This is a genomic window from Stenotrophomonas sp. GD03819 (assembly GCF_029841665.1).
Classification (GTDB): domain Bacteria; phylum Pseudomonadota; class Gammaproteobacteria; order Xanthomonadales; family Xanthomonadaceae; genus Stenotrophomonas; species Stenotrophomonas geniculata.
In genome coordinates this window covers 33,166-57,213 of record NZ_JAOCEW010000025.1, presented here as the reverse complement: position 1 = coordinate 57,213, position 24,048 = coordinate 33,166, and the positions used below count along the sequence as shown (strand labels likewise).

Below are 24,048 nucleotides of genomic sequence, written 5' to 3'. Positions count from 1 at the left end.
CGTTCCCCCATGCACTCGACCGGACGCCTGTTCGCCGCGGTCGCTTTCATCGAGGCCGTGACCTGGGCCGGCCTGCTCATCGGCATGTGGATGAAATACGGCCCCATGACCAACGTGGCGCTGGTGAAGCTGTTCGGGCCCCTGCACGGCGTGGCCTTCCTGGTGTACGTGGCGGTCACGCTGTTTGCGGCGGTGCGCCTGCGCTGGCCGTGGTGGGCCAGTGCCCTGGCCCTGCTGGCGGCCATCCCGCCGTTGGTGACGCTGCCGCTGGAGTGGTGGTTCAAGCGCCGTGGTCTGCTGGGCCTGCGTGCAATGCGCTGAACCCACTGTTGCATGCCCATTCAAGAGAATGGGTATCAAATGCAAATACGAGCCGTTATCATTTAAGGGTGGCATCCGGTCCTGAGTGGGGCGGGTGCCGGGCGGGGCGTGCAGACGCGCCCGGCCAATCCTTTCCTGTTACGGCTGGTGTTTCATGCACGCACGTCCCGTCGTTCCCGGCTTGCCGGCGCTGGTGTTGGCTGCCCTGATCGGCACCATGGCGATGATGTCCTTCGTCGCTGTGATCGGCCCGGTGGTCCGCATGCTCGGCCTGTCCGAGTGGCATGCCGGCCTGTCGGTCACCGCCGCAGGCGTGCTGTGGATGCTGGCCGCGCGCCCCTGGGGCCAGCTCAGCGACCGCATCGGCCGCAAACGCGTGCTGATGCTGGCGATGAGCGCCTACACCGTCGTCTATATCGCGCTGGCGGTGTTCATCGATGTCGCCCTGCAGGCAGCGCCGCCGGTGCTGGTGTCAGTGCTGGTGCTGGTCGGTGCGCGTGGCCTGATCGGCCTGTTCTACGCGGCTGTGCCTCCTACCGCAGCGGCGCTGATCGCCGACAGGGCACCCACCGGACAGCGTGCAAAATTCCTCGCCCGCCTGGGCAGTGCCAACGCGCTGGGCATGGTGCTCGGCCCGGCCGCCGCGGGCTGGCTGGCCTATACGAACCTGTCGCTGGCGCTGTACGTGGCCGCGCTGCTGCCGTTGCTGGCACTGGCATTGCTGGCCTGGCGGCTGCCGGCTACACCGCCCGTGGTGGGCGCGTCCGCACAGCGCCGCACGCCGATGAGCCGCCTCGACGCGCGCCTGTGCCTGCCGCAGCTGGCAGCGTTCATCGCCATGGTCTCGGTGACTATCGCGCAGGTCACGGTCGGCTTCTTCGCAATTGATCGCCTGGGTCTGGATGCGGCGACCGGTGCGCGCATGGCCGGCATTGCACTCACCGCCGTTGGCGTCGGCCTGATCCTGGCGCAGGCGCTGGTGATGAAGCTGGAGGTGCATCCACGTCGCTGGATCGTCCTCGGCGCTCTCATTTCCGGCATCGGCTTCACTTCGGTGGCGGGCGTGCAGCAGGCCTGGCAATTGCCTGCGGCGTATGCGCTGGCTGCGTTCGGCATGGGCTTCGTATTCCCCTCGTTCCAGGCGCTGGCCGCCGATGCGGTAGAGGCGCACGAGCAGGGCGCCGCCGCAGGCACCGTGGCGGCCGCGCAAGGGCTGGGCATGGTGGCCGGTCCGATGCTCGGCACGCTGTTGTATCGCGGCGGGCCAAGCCTGCCTTACCTGCTGGTGGGCGCGCTGCTGCTGTTGCTGTGCGCGCTGGCCGCAGCGCATCGGATGAAGGAGACCCCATGAACGATTCCCTGATGCAGGGCGCGTGGCCGGAGGCTGCGCCAGCACCACAGGAGAGCACCGACGACGCGTCGCTGTTCCTGCTGCAGCATGCCGGCCAGCACGTGCACGCCCGCGGTTGCCGCGCCACGTTGCCAGCCGGTGCACTGGCGACGTTGGCAGAACGCGTTTCGGAGTTCTTTGCCCAGCAGCGTGGCGGCCCGGGCCTGCTGGTTGGCGCGGTGCCGTTCGAGCCGCGTGCCGACGATGCGCTGTACCAGCCCGAGCGCCTGCTGCCGGCGCTGGCACTGCAGCCGCAGGCCGCACCGCCGCTGGACGGCGCCCTGCGGGCCGAACCTGTGCCGCAGGACTATGCCGCTGCAGTCGCTGCGGCAGTGCAGGCCTTGCGTGCGCCCGAGCAGAACCTGCACAAGGTGGTGCTGGCGCGCAGCCTGCTGGCACGCACCCGCCAGGCGCTTTCTCCGGACGTGCTGCTGGCACGCCTGGGCGCGGATCCGTCGGTGGCGACCTACGCGGTGCCGCTTCCGGTGGAGCTGGGCCAGGCACCGGCATGGCTGGTCGGTGCGACGCCGGAGCTGCTGCTGCGCAAGCGCGGCGCCGAACTGTTGTCGCATCCGTTGGCGGGTTCCGCGCGGCGCAGTGCCGATGCCGCCGAGGACGAGCGTGCGGCGCAGGCGCTGCTGGCCTCGACCAAGGACCACGACGAGCACCGCCACGTGGTCGAAGCCATCGTCGAGGGCCTGGCACCGTACTGCAGCCACATCGATGCACAGCCGCGCCCGGTGCTGCATGCCACCGCCAGCATGTGGCACCTCGGCACCCGCATCCACGCCACCCTGAAGGTTCCGCAGACATCGGCGGCCGAGCTGTTGGCACAGCTGCATCCCACGCCGGCGGTCTGCGGTACGCCGCGGTTGGCGGCGCTGCAGCGCATCCGCGAGCTGGAACCTGTACCGCGTGGCTTCTATGCCGGCGCCGTGGGTTGGTTGGACGCGCAGGGTGACGGCGACTGGTACGTGGCGATCCGCTGCGCGCGCCTGCAGGGCACGCAACTGCGCCTGTATGCCGGTGCCGGCATCGTCGCCGAGTCGCACCCCGAGGCCGAGGTGGCTGAAACCGCAGCGAAGTTTGCTGCCCTGTTGAACGCGCTGGGTGTCCATGAATCCGCGCCCGCCATCGAGCCTGCCGCATGAATGCTTCCGTTGAATCCTCCCGCCTGCCACTGCAGCAGGTGTGGCCCGACGCGCTGGTGGCGCGCTATCGCGAGGCCGGTCACTGGCGTGGCGAGACCTTCCCGGCGTTCCTGCGCGACCGTGCAGAACGCTATGCCGATGACATCGCGGTGGTCGCCGGCGACGTCCGCCTGAGCTATGCACAGCTGTGGCACGAGGCCGGGCGGATCGGCGCCGGCCTGTTGGCGCTGGGCCTGCAGCCAGGGGGGCGGGTGCTGGTGCAGCTGGGCAACACGGCAGGCTTCATCACCACGGTCTGTGGCCTGTTCCGTGCCGGGCTGGTGCCGGTGTACGCGTTGCCGGCGCACCGCATCACCGAGCTGGTGCACTTCGCCAGCAAGGCCGAAGCCAGTGCCTACATCACCACGGCACTGCACGACGGCTTCGATCACCGCGGGCTGGCGCGGGCGCTGCAGGCCGAGGTCCCGGCGGTTCGCCATGTGGTGATCGACGGCGATGCGGCGGAGTTCGTCGCGCTGGAGGCGCTGCAGGGCGATCGCAGCCAGCTGCCGGTCGATCCGGACCCGCAATCGGTAGCGTTCCTGCAGATTTCCGGAGGCAGCACCGGGCTGTCCAAGCTGATTCCGCGTACCCACGACGACTACATCTACTCGTTCCGCGCCAGCAATGACCTCTGCGGCATAGACCGCGACAGCGTCTACCTGGTCGCGCTGCCGGCTGCGCACAACTTCCCGATGAGCTCGCCCGGCTTCTTCGGCGCGCTGTACGCCGGTGCCCGCGTGGTGCTCAGCCCCGGCCCCGGACCGGATGCGGCCTTCCCGCTGATCGCACGGGAGCGGGTGACCTGCTGTGGCCTGGTGCCGCCGCTGGCGTTGCTGTGGGCGCAGGCCGCCGCCACCAGCAGGCATGACCTGTCCAGCCTGCAGGTACTGCAGGTGGGCGGCGCCAAGCTGGTGCCGGAAGCCGCGCGGCGGGTGATCGACGGCCTCGGCTGTACCTTGCAGCAGGTATTCGGCATGGCCGAAGGGCTGGTGAACTACACCCGCCTGGATGATCCGGAAGAACTGATCGTGGCCTGCCAGGGGCGACCGATCAGTCCGGATGATGAAGTGCGCGTGGTCGATGACCATGACCAGCCGGTGGCCGAGGGCGAGGTGGGGCATCTACTCACCCGTGGCCCGTACACCATCCGTGGCTACCACAACGATGCGGTGGCCAATGCGCGCTCGTTCACCGACGACGGCTTCTATCGCACCGGCGACCGTGTGCAGCAGCTGCCCGGTGGCTATCTGGTGGTACAGGGCCGTGCGGGTGACCACATCAACCGCGCTGGCGAGAAGATCTCCGCTGAGGAGATCGAGGACCACCTGCTGGCGCACCCGGGTGTGTTCGACGCCGCCGTGGTCTCCATTCCCGATGAGTATCTGGGCGAGCGCAGCTGTGCGTTCGTGATCGCGCAGGGTGAGCCGTTCAAGGCCCCGGCACTGAAGGCCTGGATGCGCGGGCGCGGCCTGGCGGCGTTCAAGGTGCCCGACCAGGTCGTGTTCGTCGAAAGTTTCGATACCACTGCGGTCGGCAAGATCAGCCGCCGCGAACTGCGCGCGCAATTGCGTGCGCGTCATCTGCAACAGACAGGAGGAACGCGCTGATGGCGCTGCCCCGTATCACCGATTATCCCTTGCCGACTGCCGCCGAACTGCCGCAGGCGCGTGGCCCGTGGCGCCCGCAGCGCGCTCGTGTCGCGCTGTTGGTGCACGACATGCAGCGTTACTTCCTGGCCGCCTTCGACGCCGGTAATGCACCGCTACGGCCGGCCGTGGACAACATCGCACGGCTGCTGGCGCACTGCCGCGCGCACGGCATTCCGGTGTTCTACACCGCCCAGCATGGTGACCAGGATCGCCGTGACCGTGGCCTGCAGGCCGATCTGTGGGGGCCGGGCATGCGCCGCAGCGCCGACCACGAACCGATCATCGAGGCGCTGGCACCGCAGCCAGGCGAGCACGTGCTGGTGAAGCACCGCTACAGCGCCTTCCAGCGCAGCAACCTGGAGACGCTGATGCGGGTACGTGGGCGCGACCAGCTGCTGGTGACCGGCGTGTACGCCCATATCGGCTGCACCGCGACCGTGGTCGAGGCCTTCCAGCGTGACATCGAGGCCTTCATCGCCGCTGACGCGGTGGCGGACTTCTCGCGTGCCGATCATGATCAGGCGCTGCACTGGATCGCACGCACCAGCGGGGTGCCGATGACCACCGACCAGCTGCTGGAGGTGCTGTGATGGCTGCCACGGGTGAGGTGCTGGATCTGGAGCGGATGCGTGCCGATGTGGCGCGCGTGCTGGAGTGCACACCGGCAGAGATCGGTGACGACGACAACCTGATCGACCTGGACCTGGATTCGATGCGCATGCTCGGCCTGGTCCTGGCCTGGGGCAACACCGGCCTGCCGCTGGAGTTCTCGCAGTTGGCCGAACACACCACGCTGCGCCAGTGGTGGAACGTGGTGCAGACGCTGCAGGCCGCGCAGAACGCATGAACGCCGCCGCGCTGGCCACGCCGGTGGCATTGACCGAGGCCCAGGCGGGACTGTGGTTCGCACAGCGGCTGGCACCGGACAACCCGTCATTCAATACCGCGCACGCGGTGTGGATCGATGGCCCGCTGGACGTGGCCGCGTTCGTCGCAGCGGCAGACCAGGCTGCAGGCGAGGCCCAGGCCTTAGCACTGCGCTTTGCCGAAGGGGCCGATGGCCAGCCGCTGCAGTGGCATGACCCCGCACACGTGCCGTTGCTTTCGGTGCGTGATGTGTCCACCGAGACGGATCCCGCCGCTGCGGCACGCAACCTGATGCACGCCGACCGGCTGAGCCCGGTCGATCCCACCCGCGACCGGATCAGTCAGCAGGTGCTGCTTGAGCTGGGCGGGCAGCACTGGGTCTGGTACCTGCGTGTGCATCATCTGGCCACCGATGGTTACGGCATGGCGCTGTTCACTGATCGCGTGTGCGCGTTGTATGCCGGTCGTACCGGTGAGCCACTGCCGGGGCTGACTGGCGTGCTGGCCGATGATGCCGCCTATCGTGCCGACCCGCGCCGCACGCAGGCCGGGCAGTGGTGGCGCGAGCACATGCAGGGGGCACCGGCGGGCGTCGGCCTGGCCGGTACGCTCGCGGCCAGTGACGACGCGCTGCGCTGGGTGCAGCCGCTCGATGCGGCATTCCGTGAGCAGTTGCTGCAGGCATCGGTACGTTGGTTGCAGCCCTGGCCAGACGTGCTGGCCGCGTTGTCGGCCGAGTACCTGCGGCGGATGAGCGCGGCCGATGAAGTGGTGCTGGGCGTGCCCTACATGGGCCGGCTTGGCAACGCGTCGGCACGGGTACCGGCGATGGTGATGAATGTGTTGCCGCTGCGCGTGGCCGCCGGCGAGGGCAGCGTCGAAACCTTTACCCGCAGCCTGGGCCGGCAGCTCAGCCAAGGGCGCAAGCACGGCCGTTACCGAGGCGAGCAACTGCGCCGGGATCTGGGCCTGGTGGGCGCGCAGCAGCGCCTGCACGGTCCCATGGTGAATGTGCAGCCGTTCTACACGCCGCTGGCGCTGACGGGCGTGCAGGCGACGCTGGAGGTGCTGTGCACCGGGCCGGTGGATGACCTGACGCTGGGCTTCCGCGGCGATGGCCAGCGTCTGCTGGATCTGGAGATCGAGGCCAATCCCGCGCTGTACAGTCGCGAGGATGTCGAGGCGCACGCGGCGCGGTTGCTGCATTTCGTGTCGGCGGCACTGCAGGCTGACGATATCGCAGCCGTACCTCTGGCGACGACCGACGAGGTGCAGCAGGTGCTGCAAGGCTTCAATGCCACCGCGCACGCCCTGCCGGAGACGACCCTGGTCGAGCTGCTGCAGCAGGGCATGGATCGGGACCCGCACGCGCCGGCACTGGTGTTCGGCGACACTACGCTGGACTACGCAACGCTGGAAGCGCGCAGCTTCGCGCTGGCGGCACAGCTGCGGACAATGGATGTCGGCCCGGGCACCGTGGTGGCGGTGGCATTGCCGCGCTCGCTGGAGCTGGTGATCGCGCTGCTGGCGGTGCTGCGTGCCGGAGCCGCCTACCTGCCGTTGGACCTTGCTCATCCGGACGAGCGCCTGGCGCGTATTCTCGCCTCGGCACAGCCGGTGTGCGTACTGGCTGCGGCGGACGTATCGGCGCGCGTGGCCGGCGTACCGGTGCTCGCGCCGGAGCAGTGGACTGCGCTGAGTTTTGCCGCACCGTGGGCCGATCCGGCACCTGACGATGCGGCCTACGTGATCTATACCTCCGGCTCGACCGGCGAGCCCAAGGGCGTGGTCATCGAACACCGTGCCATCGTCAACCGCCTGCTGTGGATGCGCGAGCACTACGACATCCGCGCCGATGACCGCGTGCTGCAGAAGACCCCGGCCACCTTCGACGTCTCGGTCTGGGAGTTCTTCCTGCCGCTGCTGTGCGGGGCCACGCTGGTGGTCGCCGGGCCGGACGCGCATCGCGATCCCACTGAACTGGCGCGGCTGATCCGCGAGCATGGCATCACCACGGCGCATTTCGTGCCATCGATGTTGGATGCCTTCCTCGCTGCACCGGCCTCCGAAGGGCTGCAGCTGCGACGGGTGTTCACCAGTGGCGAGGCGCTGGATGCTTCGTCCCGCGACCGCTTCCACGCGCGTGTGCATGCCGAGCTGCACAACCTGTATGGCCCGACCGAAGCTGCGGTGGACGTCAGCTACTGGCCGGCGTCGGCGCAGGATCGTTCGCGGCCGGTGCCGATCGGGTTCCCGGTCTGGAACACCCGCCTGTACGTGCTGGACGCCCGGATGCAGCCGGTGCCGGTGGGCGTGCCCGGTGACCTGTACCTGGGTGGCGTCCAGCTGGCGCGTGGCTATCTCGGTCGCGATGATCTGACTGCCGAACGTTTCATTGCAGATCCGTTCCGGGCGGGCGAGCGTATCTACCGCACCGGCGACGTAGCCCGTTGGCGCCGCGATGGTGCGGTCGAGTATCTCGGCCGCAGCGACCACCAGGTGAAACTGCGCGGCCTGCGCATCGAACTGGGCGAGATCGAGGCGGCACTGCGCGAGCTGCCTGGCATGGAGCGGGTGGAAGTGCTGCTGCGCCAGGATGCTCCCGGCGAAGTGCGTCTGGTGGCGTATCTGCCGACCGCGCTTGCCGATGCCGTAACGCTGCGCAGCCACCTGGCCACGCGCGTGCCGGACTATATGGTGCCCTCGGCGTTTGTCGGCGTGGACCACTGGCCGGTGACCGCCAACGGCAAGCTCGACCGCAACGCGTTGCCGAAGCCACCGCAACTTGAAGTTGCCGGCTTGGCGCCGCGCACGCCGTTGGAACAGGAGCTGGCGTTGTTGTTCGCCCAGGCGCTTGGGCGTGAGGCGCCGGTGGCAGTGGATGCAGATTTCTTCAGTCTCGGCGGTGATTCGCTGTCGGCGGTGCACCTGCTGCTGGCGATCGAGCAGCGCTGGCGCTGCGATCTGGGTCTGGGTGCATTGTTTGCGCAGCCCACCGTGGCCGCGCTGGCGGTTCGTATTGCCGAGCCTCCCGCGCTGGCCGATCACGCACTGGGGCCGGTGATCGCATTGGCCGCAACCGACGCCGCCGGGCCCACGCCGCTGTTCGTGCTGCATCCGGCCGGGGGGATCGCCTGGAACTACCGCACCCTGGCCCGGGCACTGCAGCCGGCACGCCCGGTGTACGGCCTGCAGTCGCCGGCACTGGACGCCCGGCAGCCGCTGCCGAGCAGCATCGAGGCGATGGCCAACGACTACGTGCAGCGCGTGGTCGCACTACAGCCGAAGGGGCCAGTGCATCTGCTGGGGTGGTCGGTAGGTGGCATCCTCGCCCAGGCGATGGCGGTGCGCCTGCATGAAATCGGCCGCGACGTCGGCGAGCTGGTGCTGCTGGACGCGTATCCCAGCGAGTGCTGGCGGGCCGAACCGGAACCCGATCCCATCGCCGCATTGCGGGCATTGCTGGCGATTGCCGGCCACGATCCGGATGCGCATCCGGAACTCGACAGCCGTGAACGCATTCTGGGGTTCCTGCGCCGTGGCGGCAGTGCACTCGGCAGCCTGCCGGATGTGGTGCTCGATGGCGTGGTGCGCGCGGTGACCGGCACCAATCGACTGATCCGCGAACATATTCACCAACCGTTCGACGGCACGCTGGTGCACGTCCGTGCGGGTCGGGATCATCAGGCGCGGCCACAGCTGCAATCGACGTTGTGGCGGACCCACGCGCGCAGGGTGCAGGCGCTGGAACTGCCGTTCCTGCACGCCGAACTGACCGGCCGCGATGCGGTGGCGCAGCTGGCGCCGTGGTTGTCGGCGCGGCTGCGCCACTGGGATGAGCAACAGGAGATCGCAACATGCAGTTGACCGGTTTCGACGGCCGCGTGGCGTTGGTTACGGGTGCATCCGGCGGCATCGGCGAGGCGTTGGTACGGCTGTTGGCCGAGGCCGGCTGCACGGTGGTGGCGACCGATCGCGAGACGCCGCGCGTGGCCGATACCCGGGTGAAGTCGCTCGCACTCGATGTAACCGACAGCGCCGCCGTGGACGCCTTGGTGGATCAGGTCGAGTCCAGCATCGGGCCGATCATGCTGGCCGCCAGCGTAGCCGGCGTACTGCATGTGGGCGGCGTCACCGGGACCACCGACGACGACTGGCGCCGGGTGTTTGCAGTCAATGCCGATGGCGTGTTCCATGTCGGAAGGGCGTTGGCGCGGGTGATGTCACCGCGTCGGCAGGGCGCGATCGTTACCGTCAGCTCGAATGCGGCCGGTGTACCAAGGCACGGCATGGCGGCCTATGCGGCCTCCAAGGCCGCCGCCACGATGTTTACCCGCTGCCTCGGGCTGGAACTGGCGCCGCTGGGCATCCGCTGCAACATCGTTGCCCCGGGTTCAACACTGACCCCAATGCAGACCGGCATGTGGCTGGACGAGCATGGTGCCGAGCGGGTGATCGCCGGCAACCTTGAAACCTACAAGGCCGGCATTCCGCTGCGCAAGCTGGCCACCCCGGAGGACATCGCGCACTCGGTGATGTTCCTGCTCTCCGAACAGGCCGGGCATGTGGCGATGAGCGACCTGTATGTGGACGGCGGCGCCACCCTGCGTGGGTGAGCTTTTGTAGAGCCGAGCCCATGCTCGGCTGTTCCTTCAGAGATACGGATGCCTGAAGGAAAAGCAGCCGAGCATGGGCTCGGCTCTACAACAAACAGCGGGTTGATCCGGTAGCGGCGGGCCAAGCCCGGCGACGATTCAAGGCAGGGTCAGGCGGTACACCAGCACGCGGTTGTCGTTGTCGTACGGGCTGTCGCAGGCCTGGCCCTGCATGCGGCAGTGGCGGGCGATGAAGTCGTTGTCGTTGCCGATCAGCAGCAGTACGTCGTTCGGGTGCTGCGGGTCGAGCGCCGGCAGCACGTCCATGGCTTCCCACTTCTCTGACAGCAGTCCGGCATGTGGGCCGCGCTTTGTGTCCAGGTCCAGCCCGGCACGGGCCAACTGCGGGCGGTCCAGCAGGTTCAGCAGTTCGTCGCTGCGTGCTGGCATGATTTCCGGCTTCAGCGCGGTGTCGGTCGGGTCGGCCAGAACCGAGGCCGTGCCGGTTTCATAGGCACTTTCGGCCAGGTTGGTGGCATCGGCCACATCGACCAGCAGCACCGACTTGTAGACGATCGGGTCGTCGCCGTCCTTGCCCAGCCCGTTTCCGTCGCGGGCCAGCAGCAGAAAGCGATGGCCATCCAGCGCGCGCAGCTCGCTCTGCGCCGCGGTTCGGTCCAGCTTGCCCTTGCCGTCGTGCGCGTAGGCAGGCAAAGCCATCACGTAATGGCCGATCGGCTGCTGTGGCGTTGGCGAGGCCGTCACGTCGTAGACCAGCACGCGGGTGTTGATGCGGCCCGCCGCGTTGCCCTGCGCGCTGTCCTGCAGCGTCGCGCTCTGCAGGGCGACGAACAGGCGGCTGCCGTCGGGTGACAGGCCCATGCCTTCCACGCCCTGGTTGTTGCGTCGGCCGGTCTGCGGTGGCGCCAGCGAACCGAACGCCGGCTTGCCGTCGCGCTGCGGACGGATCGCGGGTGGTGCCACGATCACACCCTGCACCTGGCCCTGCGCATCGAAGTAGTAGACGTTGGCGGTGTACTCGTCGCCGATATAGAAGTGGCCATCTGCGGTGAACTGCAGTGACTCAGCATCCAGCGAGACCTTGCCCGCACCGGCGCCGCTGGCCGGCGAAGGCAGCACCACCTGGCGCTGGGTGACCGTGTGGTCGCCCGGGTCGGCACCGGTGAACGGCTGCCCGTTGAAATCCTTCAGTACCACACCCTTGTCGGGCGCCATCGTCAGCGTGCCAAGCTCGGACTTGCCCGGGGAAACGTCGATGCGCAGCTGCATGCGCTCCACGCGGCCGGTGTAGTCGTAGAACAGGCCAGCCCCGGGATCGTTGCGGCCGCGGTCGGGCAGGGTCCACAACACGCCTTCGTAGCCGTTGGCAGTGCGCTTCCAGGTGCCGGGCTGCACCGCCAGCGACGAGAACGATCCCAGCGTGTCGCCCAGGAAGTCCACCGTGCCCGCCGACAGCCGCCCGGCGGCGACCAGGCCTTTGTCCACATAGCTGCGACCGCCCAGCTGCAGGGTGCGCGGCGCTGCGCCCGTCGCCTCATGCGGAGCGGAGTATCCGCTGGCGGAGAGAGTGGCCATCAGCAGGGCGGTCGTGAGCATCAGTGGACTCCGGACGGTCAATCAGAAGCGAAGGTCGATCGTACCGAACACCTGGCGTGGTGCCGAGGCATGGAACACGTACAGTTTGCCGGCCGGGTCGCTCGGGGCGAACACGCTCGAATCCAGGTTGCTGGCATAGCGCTTGTTGGTCAGGTTGGTCACGTTGAACGACACGCGCATGCCCTTGGCGAAGCCGACCTGGCCGAAGTCATAGCCACCGGCCAGATCGAACACGGTAAAGCCGCCGAAGCCCTGGTCGTTGGTGTAGGTGTAGAAGCGTTCGCCGGTGTACTTGCCGCGCAGGCTGGCGAACCAGACGTTGTCGCGCCAGGTGATCTCGGTGGCCAGCAGCTGCTTGGGTGTATCGGTCTGGATCTTGCCCTTGATCTGCTGCTCGACGCCGGCCTGCACGTAGTTCGACGCATAGGTCGAGCGGTTCAGCGAGGCCGAGGTGTACCAGCTGAAGTGCTCGTTCGGGGTCCACAGCACGGTCAGCTCGGCACCACGGCTGTCGACGCCGCCCACGTTGTAGAAGCGGTTGCCGCAGGTCGGGCCGACCGGCTGCCGCGAGTCGCAGGGGTTGTACTGCAGCAGGCGGTTGTCGAAGCGCACGCTGTAGGCCGCGACCGAGGCCTGCAGGGTATCGGTGACGAAGCGGTAGCCGGCCTCCAGCGAGCGGGATTCTTCCGGCTTCAGGTTGCCCTGCGCGTTCCAGGTGGCCTGGCTGACTGCCTGCGGGCCCAGCTTGAAGCCGCCCTGGAACATGGCGATGTTCTCGGCGTAGCTGGCGAAGATTTCGTGGTGCTCGGCCAAGCGGAAGTTGGCGCCGATGCTGGGCAGGAAGTTCTTGCTGGCCTTCAGCGAGCCGGTGGCGAACTGGTTGTTGGAGGTCGGCGAGATCGGCGTCTTCGCGTCGCCCGGCAGGGCCTGCGCATCGGAGGTGGCATGCGGGCTCTTGGCACCGAACTCCAGGGTCAGGCGATCATCGAGCAGGCGCCAGGTGTCCTTCAGGAAGAACTGGTGGGTCTTCCAGCGCGTGCGCTGGGCGAACACGCCGACGTCGGAGGGCAGGGTGTTCATGCCACTCAGGTCGCGCGGGCCGTCCACGGCGGTCTGGTAGCGCTCGGCGCTGCTGGTGTTGCGCTCGTACCAGACGCCGCCCTCGATGCGGTGCGCGCCCAGTTCCCAATCGAACGACAGCGTGCCGCCATCGCGGTCGATGGTATAGATCGTGTTGCGGAAGATGATCGGGATTTCCTGCGCGGTGCCCTTGTTCGACCACGCGCCGCTGTTCCAGTTGTGGCCTTCGCCGCGGTCGTCGTGGTGGTAGGCCAGGGCACGCAGGCTGAAGCCATCGGCCAGGAAGAAATCGCCGGCCAGGTAGTACAGGTTGTCATCGCGCAGGATCTGCCCGGCGGTGAACGCACCGTCGGCATCCTTGTCCGGGCCGCTGCTGTCGCACTTCTTCGCGTTGAAGCTGGCGGTATTGCAGTAGGCCTTGGCCACGGCCTTGTTCCAGTCCGGCGCATAGCCGCCCCAGTCCCAGCCCAGCCCGCGCGACATCTCGTCCTTGGACAGGTAGAAGTAGTCGGCCTGGGTGGTACGTGACGTATCGACGAAACCGGTGATCTGGCCGCGGTCGAAGTTCCACACGCCCTTGGCGTTGAACTGCTTGGTGGTGGATCTGTTGTAGGCGGTCTGGTCGTTCCACAGATCGGAGACCGCGTTCATGCCGGAAACGTAGCCGGAGAAGCCGTTGTACTCGCCGCTGTCCACACGCACGAAGGTGCGGCGGTTGGCATCGCTGCCGAAGGTCTGCACCACGCGGCCGCCGAGTTTCTGGGCCGGGCGGTCGGAGGTGTACGAGATGGTGCCACCGAGGTTGCTGGTGGACGGCGTGCCGAGGCTGCCGATACCCACGGCCAGTTCGGCGCCGGCCATGTTCTCGCTGATCAGCGCACGGTTGATGGTCAGGCCGTTGTAGTTGTTGTACGCGCCATCGCCCAGCGGCACGCCATCCAGCGTGTAGCCGAGGCGGGTGGAGTTGAAGCCACGCAGGCTGAGGGTCATCGACTGCTCGTTGGTGCCCAGCGCATCGGCCGACTGCGCGTTGACGCCCGGCAGCAGGTTCAGGGTCTTCTGCAGGCTGGTCCCCGGCGGCAGGATGTCGAGGTTCTCGCGGGTGATGCGCTGCACCTGGCGCGCTTCACCGCTGCCGATCACCGAAACCGCATCGAGGTCGGTGGCGGACGTGCCATGGGAGGTCGGGGCAGCATCCTGTGCCCAGGCCGCGGGAGCAAGCGCGATCGACAGCGCGGCGGCCAACAAAGTCTTCGTCATGTTGCAGACACTCAGGCAGGCACGAGCCACCGCGCTGGCGCGGAGCTCATGGAATTGAAAAGGGGAGACAAGCGATGCGACTGCAGGCGCTGCACGCGCCGTGGGCCCACGTGAAAATGGTGCGCTAGACAGATGACTGTCTGGTGACACCGCTACACGCGTGGCATGCCGGAGCATGCATTGATATATGCCAACCTTGGTTGGCATGCGCGGCGTCGTTGGTGGAACGCCAACCAAGGTTGGCGTCTACGGGGGCGCCGAACGAGGTCGGCGTCACTGTGCGATCAACCCGCGTTGCGCGGCTTGCGCGTGCGCTTCGGCTTTGCGGTGTCACCACTGCTCACGGCACCGTCCTGCAGCGCCTGCAGCCAGGACAGGGTGTCCACGTAGTCGATGAAATGGCGCAGGTAACCTGGGCTGGTGGCCTGCAGCGTGTCCAGCATGCGCTGCACCAGCACCGCCGAGTTCAGCGGGCCGCCGTCAGCCGGAGCCTCGGCGCGCAGCGAGCGGCGCACCTGCAGTTCGCTGCGCAGTTCCGACCACTCGCGCTGTACCTGCTGCAGCATCGGCACCCGCGGGTAATGCGGCAGCGAGCGCGACCCCGCATCGAGGTCGCGCACCAGTGCGCGCAGTCCCTCCAGTGCGGGCGGCTTACTTGGCATCCGGGGCCTTGGGCTTGGGAATCGGCGCGATCTCCACGCGACGGTTGCGTGCGCGTCCTTCCTCATTGGCATTGGAACTGACCGGCTGCTCGCTGCCGAACGCGGCGGCGAACACGGCGTCAGCCGGTACGCCATCGGCAATCAGGGTACGGGTCACGGTCAGCGAACGTTGCGCGGACAGCTCCCAGTTGTCGGCGAAGCGGCGGTTGCCTTCGCGCACCGGCGCATCATCGGTGAAGCCGCTGACCATGAGGATTTCTTCGCGACTGCCCAGATAGGCGGCCAGCGGTGCCGCCAGGCTGCGCAGCAGCTCCTGGCCTTCCGGCTGCAGCTGGTCGGAGTTGAGCGCGAACAACACGCTGCCGCTGATGCCGATGCGGCCGTCAACCAGCGTCACGCGACCGGCAGCCAGCGGGCCAGCCAGTGCCTGTTCGAGCGTCTGCAGGCGCTTGGCTTCGGCCTGGCGCTGCTTCACTTCCTGGTCCAACCGCTGCGACAGCTCCAGCTGCACCGCGACCACACCCACCAGGATCAGCACGAACGCACCCAGCAGCACCGACATCAGGTCGCCGAAGGCGGCCCAGATCGGGACGTGTGAGCCGCCATCGACCTCCAGCTCGTCGCTCATGCGCTGCCGGCCTTGCCGCGGCGCGTGGCCAGCTGCTGCAGTTCTTCCATCACCTGCTTCTGCGACAGCAGGCTGAGGTCGACCACCTCGCGCGCCTGTGCCACGTAGTAGGCCAGCTGCTCATCACTGCGGGCCAGCGAGGCATCCAGTGCGCCGCCAATCTGTTCCAGGCGGCCGGAAAGCTCGGTGGAGGCACTGCCGAACTGCGCGACAGCTTCACCAAAGGTGCTGGCCAACTGGCCCACTTCACCGGCGCTGCCGTTGAGCGCTGCGGCGATGCCGTCCAGCTTCCCGGTCTCGGCGGCGATATGGTCGGTGAAGCGGTTGCCGACGCGCTCCAGCAGCTCGGCCGATCCGCCAACCAGCGCGTCCACGGCGGTGCGCTGTTCGTGCGAGGCATGGTTGATCGCATCGAGCAGGGTCTGCACGGTGGCCAGCAGGCGACCGCGTTCTTCCAGCATTGCGTTGTCACGCACCAGGCTTTCAGAGAGCGTGCTGCGCAGTTCGTTGATGACGTCGGCAGCGGCCTTCGGCGCGGCTGCCGCGGTCTGCAGCAGGGTGGAGACTTCGGCCAGCGTTGCGCTGGCCTGTGCACGACCGTTCTCGCCGATCTGCTGTGCGGTCGCCGCCAGCGTGTCGCAGACCTGCTGCTGCTGCGCAGCCAGGCGCTCGCCGTTGGCCCGCAGGCGCTCGGCCAGGTCGGTGGAAACGTGCTGCAAGGCATCGCTCCAGCGCTGCAGGCGCTGTTCGTCGCCGGCCTGCAGCTGCGCATGCAGCGCGGCGTGGGCTTGCTGCAGTTCGGCGCTGACCGCGTCCCAGCGCGCCTGGCGCTGCTGTTCGCGAATGTCCAGGCAGGCCTGCAGTTCGGCGTGTGCGGTTGCGGCGGCAGCCTGGGCGGCCTGCCACTGCTGCGAGCGCTGCTGTTCGTGGTCCTGCAGCAACGACTGGCTGGCGTCGTGACGCTGCTCCAGTGCCCGCAGCAATGCCTGCGCATGCTCGTCCAGCTGCTGGCCGGCCGCCAGCAGCGCCTGCTGCTGGCGCTCGACCAGCGCGCTGTTCAGTGCCTGCTGCTGCTCGATGGCGGCGCGCCAGGCCTCGGCGTTGCCGTTGGCATCGACCTGCAGGCGCTCGCCGATGCGCGCGACCAGTGCTTCGGCCTGCGTGCCCTGGCCATCGCTGAAGGCCTGCAGGTGCTGGCGCAGATCGTCCACCAGGGCCTGCTGTGCCTGGCTCTGTTCACTCACCACCTTGGCCCAGTTGGCTTCGGTCGCAACGCGGCTGCGCTCGAAACCGTCGCTCAGGCCAGCCAGCTGCTGCTGCACGGCCCGCTCGACGCGGGCGTGCAGTGCCTCGCCATGGTGGGCCAGACCGGCCAACGTGGTCTCGGCCATCGGCTGCAGCGCACCGCCGATGGCGGCGGCGCTGGCTTCGGCGCCTTCGCGCAGCGACTGCTGCAGCGAGACCGCCAGACGCTCCTGCAGCGCCTGGCTCTGGGTCAGGAATTCGGCCTGGCCGGCCAGCAGGCGCTCGTTGGCGGCCGTGCTGTGCTGTTCAAAGGTCTGTGTCATCGCCTGCAGGCGGTCGACCAGTGCCGGCAGCGCGGCGGACTGTGCCTGCAGCAGGCGCAGCGACTCGGCGCGCTGCCAGGCCTGCGAGTAGGGATGCAGGTCGCCTGCAATGGCCCGGTCCAGCTGCTGCACGGCCTGCAGCCGATCCCGACGCAGCAGCGCCGCCAGCAGGCCGAGCATGGCCGAGCTGGCCACACCGGCGATCGAGGTGCCGAATGCCACCGCCAGGCCCTGTACCGGCGAGGCCAGCGAACCGCGGATGGCGGTCATGTCGGTCGCGCTCTGCAGTGCCAGGCCGGTGCCGCGCAGGGTATCCATCATGCCCAGCAGGGTGCCGAGCATGCCCAGCAGCACCAGCAGGCCAACCAGATACGGGGTCAGTACCGGCGCGGGCAGGGCGGTGCGCTCGCCTTCCACGCGCAGGCGCACAGCGTTGCGCAGGCCCACCGGCACGCGCTCCAGCCAGGGGGCAAGGCTTTCCTTCGCGCTGGACAGGTCGCTAAGCGCTGCACGCAGGCCGTTGCTGGCCTGGCGATAGCGGTACAGCTCCACGCCGCCGGCGATGTAGCAGGCGGCGATGATCGCCGCCACCGCTGCACCCAGCGGATGCACCGAAACGTAGCCAATGCCGATCCAGCACACGGCCAGCAGGCCGACAAGGAAAACAACGACATGGAAAGCAGTTCTGGACATGGTGTTCCGGTCAGTGGGAGCGCAGGGCGTCTTGCAGCCCTTCGATCGGGTGGAAGCGCAGCTGCAGCTCGGCGAGCAGCAGTGTGCGCATGTCATGGCGGAAGGCCGCGCGCCAGCCGGGCTGGCCGTGCACGCGTTCAAAACGGGCGCCGAGCACGGCCGGCGCGGTGGCCAGCAGGCTGTGCTCGCGCGGGGTGAGGGTCTGCTCCATCACCGCATCGACCTCGGCCAGCCGCGCCAGCTCCGGCGAAACCTGTACCAGCTGGTCGCGCAGGCGGCCGCGCAGGCGCCCGGTGGCGGTCTGGATGGCCTGCTGCAGTACCCGGTAGCGCTGGCGCAGCGAGGCGAAGTTGGGTGCGGCGGCAGCTTCGGCCAGGTCCAGCAGGCGCTCGGCCTCGGCATCCTCACTGATCGAGGCGAGCAGGCTGGCGTGCGCCTGGGCGCAGTCGGCCAGTACATCCTCGACCGCTTCGGCGGCTTCACCGGGCTCGGGCAGGCGTCCGCCGAGCGCCCCGGACAGAGCCACGGCACGGCTCCAGTCCACCCACTGGCCGAGGCGATCGGTCAGGGCGGGACTGGTGGCCGGCATCGCGCCGTCGCTGAGACGGGCGAGCAGGCGGAGGAACTCCGGTCCACCCAGGACCGGCTGCGCTGCGTTCGCCATCAAGGGGTGAGGGGCCAAAAACCATTGATTTTACAACCAGATGACCCCGGTTGGATGAAGGCGGGGCGGGGCGGGGGCGCCCGCAGGCGCGACAAGGCTTAGAATGTCCGGCTGCACCCATCCCGTTCGACCCCTGGAGTTCCCCAATGACCGTTGCGCAGTTCTACCCGATCGGCACCCCCGGACAGCCCTGGGGCGACGCGGAACGCGCACAGTGGCGGGCCCGCCAGCAGCGCCGGCGCAGCTACCACGACGACGTGGTGGCCGCGCTCGAGCGCCTGGACGACAGCTTCGATGTGATCCAGTACGGCCAGCTGGACTATGCGCCGGACCATTACCCGCTGTTCGCCGTGGTCAACCACGACTGGAACCCGGCGCTGCCGACCGCGCTGATCACCGGTGGCGTGCATGGCTACGAGACCAGCGGCGTGCACGGTGCCCTGCAGTTCCTGGAGCAGCAGGCGGAGCGTTACCTGGGCCGGCTGAACCTGATCGTGGCGCCGTGCGTCAGCCCGTGGGGCTACGAGCGCATCCAGCGCTGGAACCCGGACGCCATCGACCCCAACCGCAGCTTCCGTGACGGCGGCCAGATCGTGGAAGCCGCCGCCCTGATGGCTTGGGTGGCCGAGCGCAAGCCGAACCTGCTGGTGCACCTGGACCTGCACGAGACCACCGACAGCGACCTGCAGGAGTTCGATCCGGCGCGTTGTGCCCGCGACGGCAAGCCATTCGAGCGCGACACCATTCCGGATGGTTTCTACGTGATCGGCAACAGCGAAGATCCGCAGGCCGAGTTCCAGAAGGCATTGATCACCGCCGTGGCCCCGGTCACCCATATCGCCCCGGCCGATGCCGAAGGCAACCTGGTCGGCCTGCCGCTGCAGTCGCCGGGCGTGGTCTGGGGTGAATCGCGTTCGATCGGCGCCTGCGCCGGCTTCACCGACGCGCGCTTTGCCACCACCACCGAGGTCTACCCGGACAGCCCGCGCACCAACCCGCAGGAATGCAATGACGCCCAGGTGGCGGCGGTGTGTGCGGGCCTGGATTTCGCCCTGGCGGCGCAGTAGCGCGCCAGGTTCCGGGCAGCGACCGGCATCAGCCGGCGCCTTTCTTTGGACGGTGAGGTGGCCACAGCCGGCGAAGCCGACGCGCGGCAACCTGCGAACACATCCAGATCGTGCTGGTACACCCCGCTGTTGACCGCGAACAGGCCCAGCAGCGAGTGGAAGAGGTTGTCGTGGCTGTGCGCCCGGTGCAGGGCATTCTGGTGCAGGCAGGCCAGGTCCAGGCCTGCGTTGCGGCTGAATTCCGGTGAGAACCACATCACCATCGGCACCTGGGTCTGCTCGCGCGGGGCGATGAAGTAGGGCGTGCCGTGCAGGTACATCCCGCGTTCGCCCAGCGACTCGCCATGGTCGGACACATAGATCAGTGCGACATCACGCTGGTCCGCATAGCCCTGCAGCAGGTCGATGGCCTTGCCCAGCAGGTGGTCGGTGTGGACCAGAGTGTTGTCGTAGGTGTTGACCAGCGCCTCGTTGCTGCAATGCTGGATCTGGTTGCTGTCGCAGGTCGGGCTGAAAGCCCGCGACGCTGCGGGATACCGTTCAAAGTAGGTCGGCCCATGACTGCCGAGCTGATGCAGCACGATCAGGGCATCGCCGTTGATGGCATCGATGCGTGCGCCCAACTGGTGCAGCAGCACGTCGTCGTAGCAGGTGCCGTCGGCGTTGACGCACTGGCCGGCCACCTTCAGCGCAGGCATGTCCTCGGTCGGTACGCGTTCGCACACGCCCTTGCAGCCGCCGTTGTTGTTGTTGCGCCAGAGCACGCTGATGCCGGTGCGCTGCAGGATGTCGAGCACGTTTTCCTCGGTTGCGGCGCGCACGTCGTCGTACTGGCCTCGGGTCATCCGCGAGAACATGCACGGCACCGAGATGGCCGTGGCGGTCCCGCATGAGGAGACATCATTGAAGCTGATGACGCCTTCCTTGCGCGAGAGCCGGGGATTGGTCGCGCGTGGGTAGCCGTTGAGCTGGAAGTTCTGTGATCGCGCGGTCTCGCCGACGACCAGGATCACCAGCTTCGGGCGCGGGCCCGGCGCGCGCCGTGCGTCCATGCCAATCGCGCGCAGCGGTTGCTGGCGGGTGCTGTAGAGGCTCTTCAGGTAACCGTGGGTATGCCGCACCACGTTCAACGGCAGCACCTGGTCGCGGATGTAGCGGTTGTTGCGAAGCAATGACGAATAGTCCTTGTAGAACGCAAAGCCGATCGCCAGCAGCACCATCATGGATACCAGGACGTTGACTGGCCACACCAGGAACGAACGTATCGAGCCCGCCCCGCTGGCGGTGCGCATCAGGACCAGCCCGGTCGCGGGCAGCCCGCCCAGCGCCAGCAGGGTCAACAGCAGTGGCAGCGACAGATAGGCGTTCAGTTCAGCCTGGTTGGTCTCGAACACGTTCTGCACCATGCTGCGATCGATCAGCACGTTGTAGTGCAGCATGAAGTAGCTGCAGGCGGCGCTGACGACAACGAGCAGCACCAGCAGCGGCCTGCGCAGGAACGGCAGTGCCAGCAGTGGCGTCAGCAGCAGGTTGAACAGGCAGAAAAGCACCACCGGCAAGCTGGCCAGGAACAGCACGCTGCGCAGGCTGTTGAGGTCGATCAGCCCCCACAGCGTCTTCCAGAGGGCGATGTTTCCAATCGTGGTGAAGAACATTGCGGTGGCCCAGACCAGAACGATCGGATGGGGCCGTGGAAAACGGCGGCGTTGACGCACGAGCAGGTTCCGTGGAGCGGGAGTGCGCGCAGTATCGAAACCGCTTTATCAGGAAGTTGTCAGGTTGGGCGGACTAGCCCAGCAGGATCACGCCCCACACCGCGCCCACCATCAACAGTGCGGTGGTCTGCGCGGCGCTGCCCATGTCCTTTGCGTTCTTGGACAGTGGATGCCGTTCCAGTGAGATGCGATCGACCACTGCTTCGATGGCCGAGTTGAGCAGTTCCACCAGCAGGCCGATGAAGCAGACCGCCAGCACCAGCGCCCGTTCGAGCTTGCTGATGTCCAGCACGAACGCTGCAATGATCAACAGCGCGTGCAGAAGCAGCAGTTGGCGAAAGGCCGCCTCGCCGCGGAAGGTGGCGATGAAACCATCGCGCGAATGGATGAGGGTGTGGAAGATGCGGCTCAGGCCGCTCTTGCCGTGCGGGTACTTGCCGCTGTCCTTGGGGTGCTGCATGCCGTTTCCGCCGTGAAGTGAGCAATCCCCAGCATGTGCAGGCGCGCGTCAGGAAACCGTCAGATGGGCCACTCCAGTCTGAACCGGCAGCCCTGCTGCGAGGAACGCACCGTCATCCTCCAACCCAGGTGCTCGACGATGCGCTGCACGATGGACAGCCCCAGTCCCTCGCCACTGTGCGGGCTGCCGGGCACGAAGCGCTGGAACTGCTGTGGGTCGATACTGGAGGGCAGGCCGGGTCCGGTGTCGGCGACGGTGAGTGCGGTGTCGTGGAGGGTGATCCTCACTTCGCCCCTTTCGGTGTACTGGCAGGCGTTGCGCAGGAGGTTCCAGATCACGCTGTGCGCCAGATCTGCGTTGGTGTCCAGCACGGCGTCATGCCGGGCATCAAACGCAACGATCACCGGCTTGCCGGAAATCCACGGCTGGCAGCGCTCCATGCAGGATTCGATCAGCGGGCGCAGGGCCACCTTGTTGCGCGGCACGGTACTGGGGGCGCGTGAGAGCAGCAGCAGGCAGGTCAGCTGGCGCTGCATCTCCTGGGTGGTGCGCAGGATGCGCTCCGCGCTGGGAACCAGGTGGCTGTCGGCCGGAAGCTGGCAGGCGAGCGTCTCCGCAGCACCGCCGATGATGGCCAGCGGCGTGCGCAGCTCGTGGCTGGCATCGCCGCTGAAGCACTGTTCGCGATGCAGGAACCGTTCGAGCTCGTCACTGTGCCGCGCGAAGGCGCGGGCGAGTACACCGATCTCATCGCGCGCGGTCTGGTAGGGAAAGGGCTTCTGGCCGTCCTGCACCGCGTCCGCCAATCGCGTGATGGGTGCGATGACGTGCGTCGCTACCTTGCGGCCGATCAGGAAGGCGCCGAGCACGCAGATCGAAATGACCAGTGCCGCAAAGGCGTTGATCAGGTGTTCCAGATAGCCATAGTGCGCCGCATCCTGCAGCAGGTAGTAGCGCTGGTCGCCGTTGTTGAAGACGCTCAGGTGCCACTCGTTGGGCGCCTCTTCGCCGTGATGGCCCGGGCCGTACTGGCGCAGCACGACAGGCGCGTCATGGGCATCGAACAGCTGGGTCCCCGGTGGCAGGGCGGGGCGTTGGCCACGAGCCAGCGCGGCCTGCAGCCTTTCCACTTCACCGTGCTGGGTCCGCGCGACGACAGCAGCCCGGACCTGGTCGTAGTCGACCTGTTCGGCCAGAACGATGAAACCCATGGCACCGGCCATCAACAGCACGAACGAGATCGTGATGCGGGCACGCAAGCTCAGGCGGCGGTAGAGGGAGGCAGGGCTCACGCCTGCATGCGCCAGCCGACGCTGTGCACCGTGGTGATCAGCGCGGCGTCGAAGCTGCGGTCCACCTGCAGGCGCAGCTCATGGATGTGTGTTCGCAGCGCGCCGCTGTCCGGTGGCTCGTCGCCCCAGACCAGGTATTCCATCTCCTGCTTGCGCACCACGGCGGGCGCCGCGCGCACCAGGCACATCAGCAGCTTGTGCGACGTGGGTGTCAGCGCAATGCAGCGGCCTTGCCGCCAGGCCTGCGGCGAGCGCGTGTCCACCTGCAGATCCTTCCACGCCAGCACGCTCTGGACCTGGCGGCCCTGGGCGCGTCGTATCAGGGCCTTGATCCGCGCATCCAGTTCCGTCAGCGAAAACGGTTTGACCAGGTAGTCATCCGCGCCCAGGGCCAGGCCCTGCACGCGGTCTTCGACCGGATCGCGCGCGGTCAGCATCAGGATCGGTACCGGGTTCTGGAACTCCTGGCGCAGCTTCTGGCACAGCGTCATGCCGTCCAGCCGGGGCAGCATCAGGTCCAGCAGGATGGCGTCGTAGTCGTGCTGCGTGGCCCGGCGCAGTCCGCTGGCGCCGTCGCGGGCGTCGTCCAGGACGTAGCCCAGCGGTTCAAAGAAGGCATACAGATTGGCAACCAGCTCGGGGTTGTCTTCGATGATCAGCAGGCGGGTCATGGCGTGCGTCCTTGCGCGTGGCCGAACTCTGCCCGATCTCTTGCCGGATGCCAATGCCCTGGCTGAATGGATCGCAATCGGCAATCGGCAATCGGCGCTCAGCGTCCTCAAGCGACGTTCAATCGGCCGGGCTGCGTGAGTCGCGGATCGAATAGATCACCGAAAAGATCTTCCAGCCCTGTTCGGTGCGGATCAGCTGCCACATTTCCTTGCCCCAGTTGGTCTTCACCCCATCGTCGTGGAAGCTGTAGTCGAACGACACCGAGGCCACGTCGCCGTCTGTCTCGATCTTCGTGTTGGAGAACTTCTCCTCCTTCGGCTTCGGCGAGGCCACCGCTCCATCGATCAGCGCGATGAAGTTGTTGGCGGGAATCTGCCGCACCTTGATCGCATCGGGCTTGGCCTTGCGGATGTCCTGCAGGCGCACGTCCTCGGAAACATACTGCCAGCCGATGTCTTCCGGCTTGTCCGAAAAGAACAGGTCCATGTAGGTCGGCTTGTCCTTGTTGATCAGCGAGGTCCGGAAGGATTCGACAACCTGTTCGATCGCTTCGATGTCGGCGGGGGCGTTCTGCGCGGCGTAGGCCGGCAGGCACGCCGCGAGAGAGAGGGCGAGGGCGGCGAGGCGTGCACGCGCGTTGGGCATCATGGGTTCC

20 protein-coding genes are annotated in these 24,048 nt (G+C 67.6%); 9 read left to right on the top strand and 11 right to left on the bottom strand.

Annotated features, from left to right (window positions below; genetic code table 11):
• Positions 1-9: 9 nt before the first annotated feature.
• The 8 genes from N5D45_RS15515 (at position 10) to N5D45_RS15480 (ending at position 10,036) form a co-directional block, all read left to right on the top strand.
• Positions 10-321: a DUF3817 domain-containing protein gene (locus tag N5D45_RS15515; RefSeq protein ID WP_057503679.1), complete on the top strand. Its 312-nt coding sequence runs from the start codon at positions 10-12 to the stop codon at positions 319-321.
• A gap of 154 nt (positions 322-475) precedes the next feature.
• Positions 476-1,672: an MFS transporter gene (locus N5D45_RS15510; protein WP_057503680.1), complete on the top strand. Its 1,197-nt coding sequence runs from the start codon at positions 476-478 to the stop codon at positions 1,670-1,672.
• Positions 1,669-2,862 (top strand): isochorismate synthase, encoded by a 1,194-nt coding sequence (locus tag N5D45_RS15505; protein WP_057503681.1) that lies wholly within the window; start codon positions 1,669-1,671, stop codon positions 2,860-2,862. The genes N5D45_RS15510 and N5D45_RS15505 overlap by 4 nt, the downstream gene beginning before the upstream one ends.
• Positions 2,859-4,511 carry an AMP-binding protein gene (locus N5D45_RS15500; protein ID WP_057503682.1) on the top strand — a complete coding sequence of 551 codons (1,653 nt, stop codon included), beginning with the start codon at positions 2,859-2,861 and terminating at the stop codon, positions 4,509-4,511. Before N5D45_RS15505 ends, N5D45_RS15500 begins: the two co-directional genes overlap by 4 nt.
• Positions 4,511-5,143: an isochorismatase family protein gene (locus N5D45_RS15495; protein WP_019337843.1), complete on the top strand. Its 633-nt coding sequence runs from the start codon at positions 4,511-4,513 to the stop codon at positions 5,141-5,143. Before N5D45_RS15500 ends, N5D45_RS15495 begins: the two co-directional genes overlap by 1 nt.
• Positions 5,143-5,400, top strand: coding sequence for a phosphopantetheine-binding protein (locus tag N5D45_RS15490; RefSeq protein ID WP_046986169.1), 258 nt, complete (start codon positions 5,143-5,145; stop codon positions 5,398-5,400). Before N5D45_RS15495 ends, N5D45_RS15490 begins: the two co-directional genes overlap by 1 nt.
• A complete protein-coding gene (locus N5D45_RS15485) occupies positions 5,397-9,287 on the top strand; it encodes an enterobactin synthase subunit F (protein ID WP_279939254.1) in 3,891 nt (1,296 codons plus the stop codon). Before N5D45_RS15490 ends, N5D45_RS15485 begins: the two co-directional genes overlap by 4 nt.
• Entirely contained in the window at positions 9,278-10,036 is a 759-nt protein-coding gene (locus N5D45_RS15480; protein ID WP_010485235.1) for a 2,3-dihydro-2,3-dihydroxybenzoate dehydrogenase, read from the top strand. Before N5D45_RS15485 ends, N5D45_RS15480 begins: the two co-directional genes overlap by 10 nt.
• A 138-nt stretch (positions 10,037-10,174) precedes the next feature.
• On the opposite strand, the gene N5D45_RS15475 is transcribed toward N5D45_RS15480, so the two are convergent.
• From N5D45_RS15475 to N5D45_RS15450, 6 genes are all read right to left on the bottom strand, one after another.
• Positions 10,175-11,632 carry an esterase-like activity of phytase family protein gene (locus tag N5D45_RS15475; protein ID WP_164191742.1) on the bottom strand — a complete coding sequence of 486 codons (1,458 nt, stop codon included), beginning with the start codon at positions 11,630-11,632 and terminating at the stop codon, positions 10,175-10,177.
• A gap of 21 nt (positions 11,633-11,653) precedes the next feature.
• On the bottom strand, positions 11,654-13,972 hold the full coding sequence (locus N5D45_RS15470; RefSeq protein WP_057503685.1) for a TonB-dependent receptor: 2,319 nt from the start codon (positions 13,970-13,972) through the stop codon (positions 11,654-11,656).
• Positions 13,973-14,256: 284 nt separating this feature from the next.
• Positions 14,257-14,634: a DUF2894 domain-containing protein gene (locus tag N5D45_RS15465; RefSeq protein ID WP_197656991.1), complete on the bottom strand. Its 378-nt coding sequence runs from the start codon at positions 14,632-14,634 to the stop codon at positions 14,257-14,259.
• Positions 14,624-15,262, bottom strand: a complete 639-nt coding sequence (locus tag N5D45_RS15460) for an OmpA family protein (RefSeq protein ID WP_279939253.1) — start codon at positions 15,260-15,262, stop codon at positions 14,624-14,626. Before N5D45_RS15460 ends, N5D45_RS15465 begins: the two co-directional genes overlap by 11 nt.
• Complete coding sequence (locus N5D45_RS15455; RefSeq protein WP_228354597.1) at positions 15,259-17,523, bottom strand: DUF802 domain-containing protein; 2,265 nt, start codon at positions 17,521-17,523, stop codon at positions 15,259-15,261. The genes N5D45_RS15460 and N5D45_RS15455 overlap by 4 nt, the downstream gene beginning before the upstream one ends.
• A 10-nt stretch (positions 17,524-17,533) precedes the next feature.
• Positions 17,534-18,187 (bottom strand): DUF3348 family protein, encoded by a 654-nt coding sequence (locus tag N5D45_RS15450; RefSeq protein ID WP_228354596.1) that lies wholly within the window; start codon positions 18,185-18,187, stop codon positions 17,534-17,536.
• A gap of 146 nt (positions 18,188-18,333) precedes the next feature.
• On the opposite strand from N5D45_RS15450, the gene N5D45_RS15445 reads away from it, so the two are divergent.
• Entirely contained in the window at positions 18,334-19,254 is a 921-nt protein-coding gene (locus N5D45_RS15445; RefSeq protein WP_043396360.1) for a M14 family metallocarboxypeptidase, read from the top strand.
• Here N5D45_RS15445 and N5D45_RS15440 read toward each other — a convergent pair.
• The 5 genes from N5D45_RS15440 to N5D45_RS15420 all read right to left on the bottom strand — a co-directional run bounded on the left by N5D45_RS15440 (position 19,158) and on the right by N5D45_RS15420 (position 24,041).
• Positions 19,158-20,969, bottom strand: a complete 1,812-nt coding sequence (locus tag N5D45_RS15440) for a phosphoethanolamine--lipid A transferase (protein ID WP_228354595.1) — start codon at positions 20,967-20,969, stop codon at positions 19,158-19,160. The two genes, N5D45_RS15445 and N5D45_RS15440, sit on opposite strands and share 97 nt — an antisense overlap.
• A 73-nt stretch (positions 20,970-21,042) precedes the next feature.
• Complete coding sequence (locus tag N5D45_RS15435) at positions 21,043-21,429, bottom strand: diacylglycerol kinase (protein ID WP_228354594.1); 387 nt, start codon at positions 21,427-21,429, stop codon at positions 21,043-21,045.
• Between the two features lie 59 nt (positions 21,430-21,488).
• The gene (locus tag N5D45_RS15430; RefSeq protein ID WP_228354593.1) at positions 21,489-22,721 is read right to left on the bottom strand and encodes a HAMP domain-containing sensor histidine kinase; all 1,233 of its coding nucleotides are present in this window, start codon (positions 22,719-22,721) and stop codon (positions 21,489-21,491) included.
• Complete coding sequence (locus N5D45_RS15425) at positions 22,718-23,392, bottom strand: response regulator transcription factor (protein WP_057503691.1); 675 nt, start codon at positions 23,390-23,392, stop codon at positions 22,718-22,720. Before N5D45_RS15425 ends, N5D45_RS15430 begins: the two co-directional genes overlap by 4 nt.
• A 118-nt stretch (positions 23,393-23,510) precedes the next feature.
• Positions 23,511-24,041 carry a hypothetical protein gene (locus tag N5D45_RS15420; protein WP_057503692.1) on the bottom strand — a complete coding sequence of 177 codons (531 nt, stop codon included), beginning with the start codon at positions 24,039-24,041 and terminating at the stop codon, positions 23,511-23,513.
• Positions 24,042-24,048: the final 7 nt, after the last annotated feature.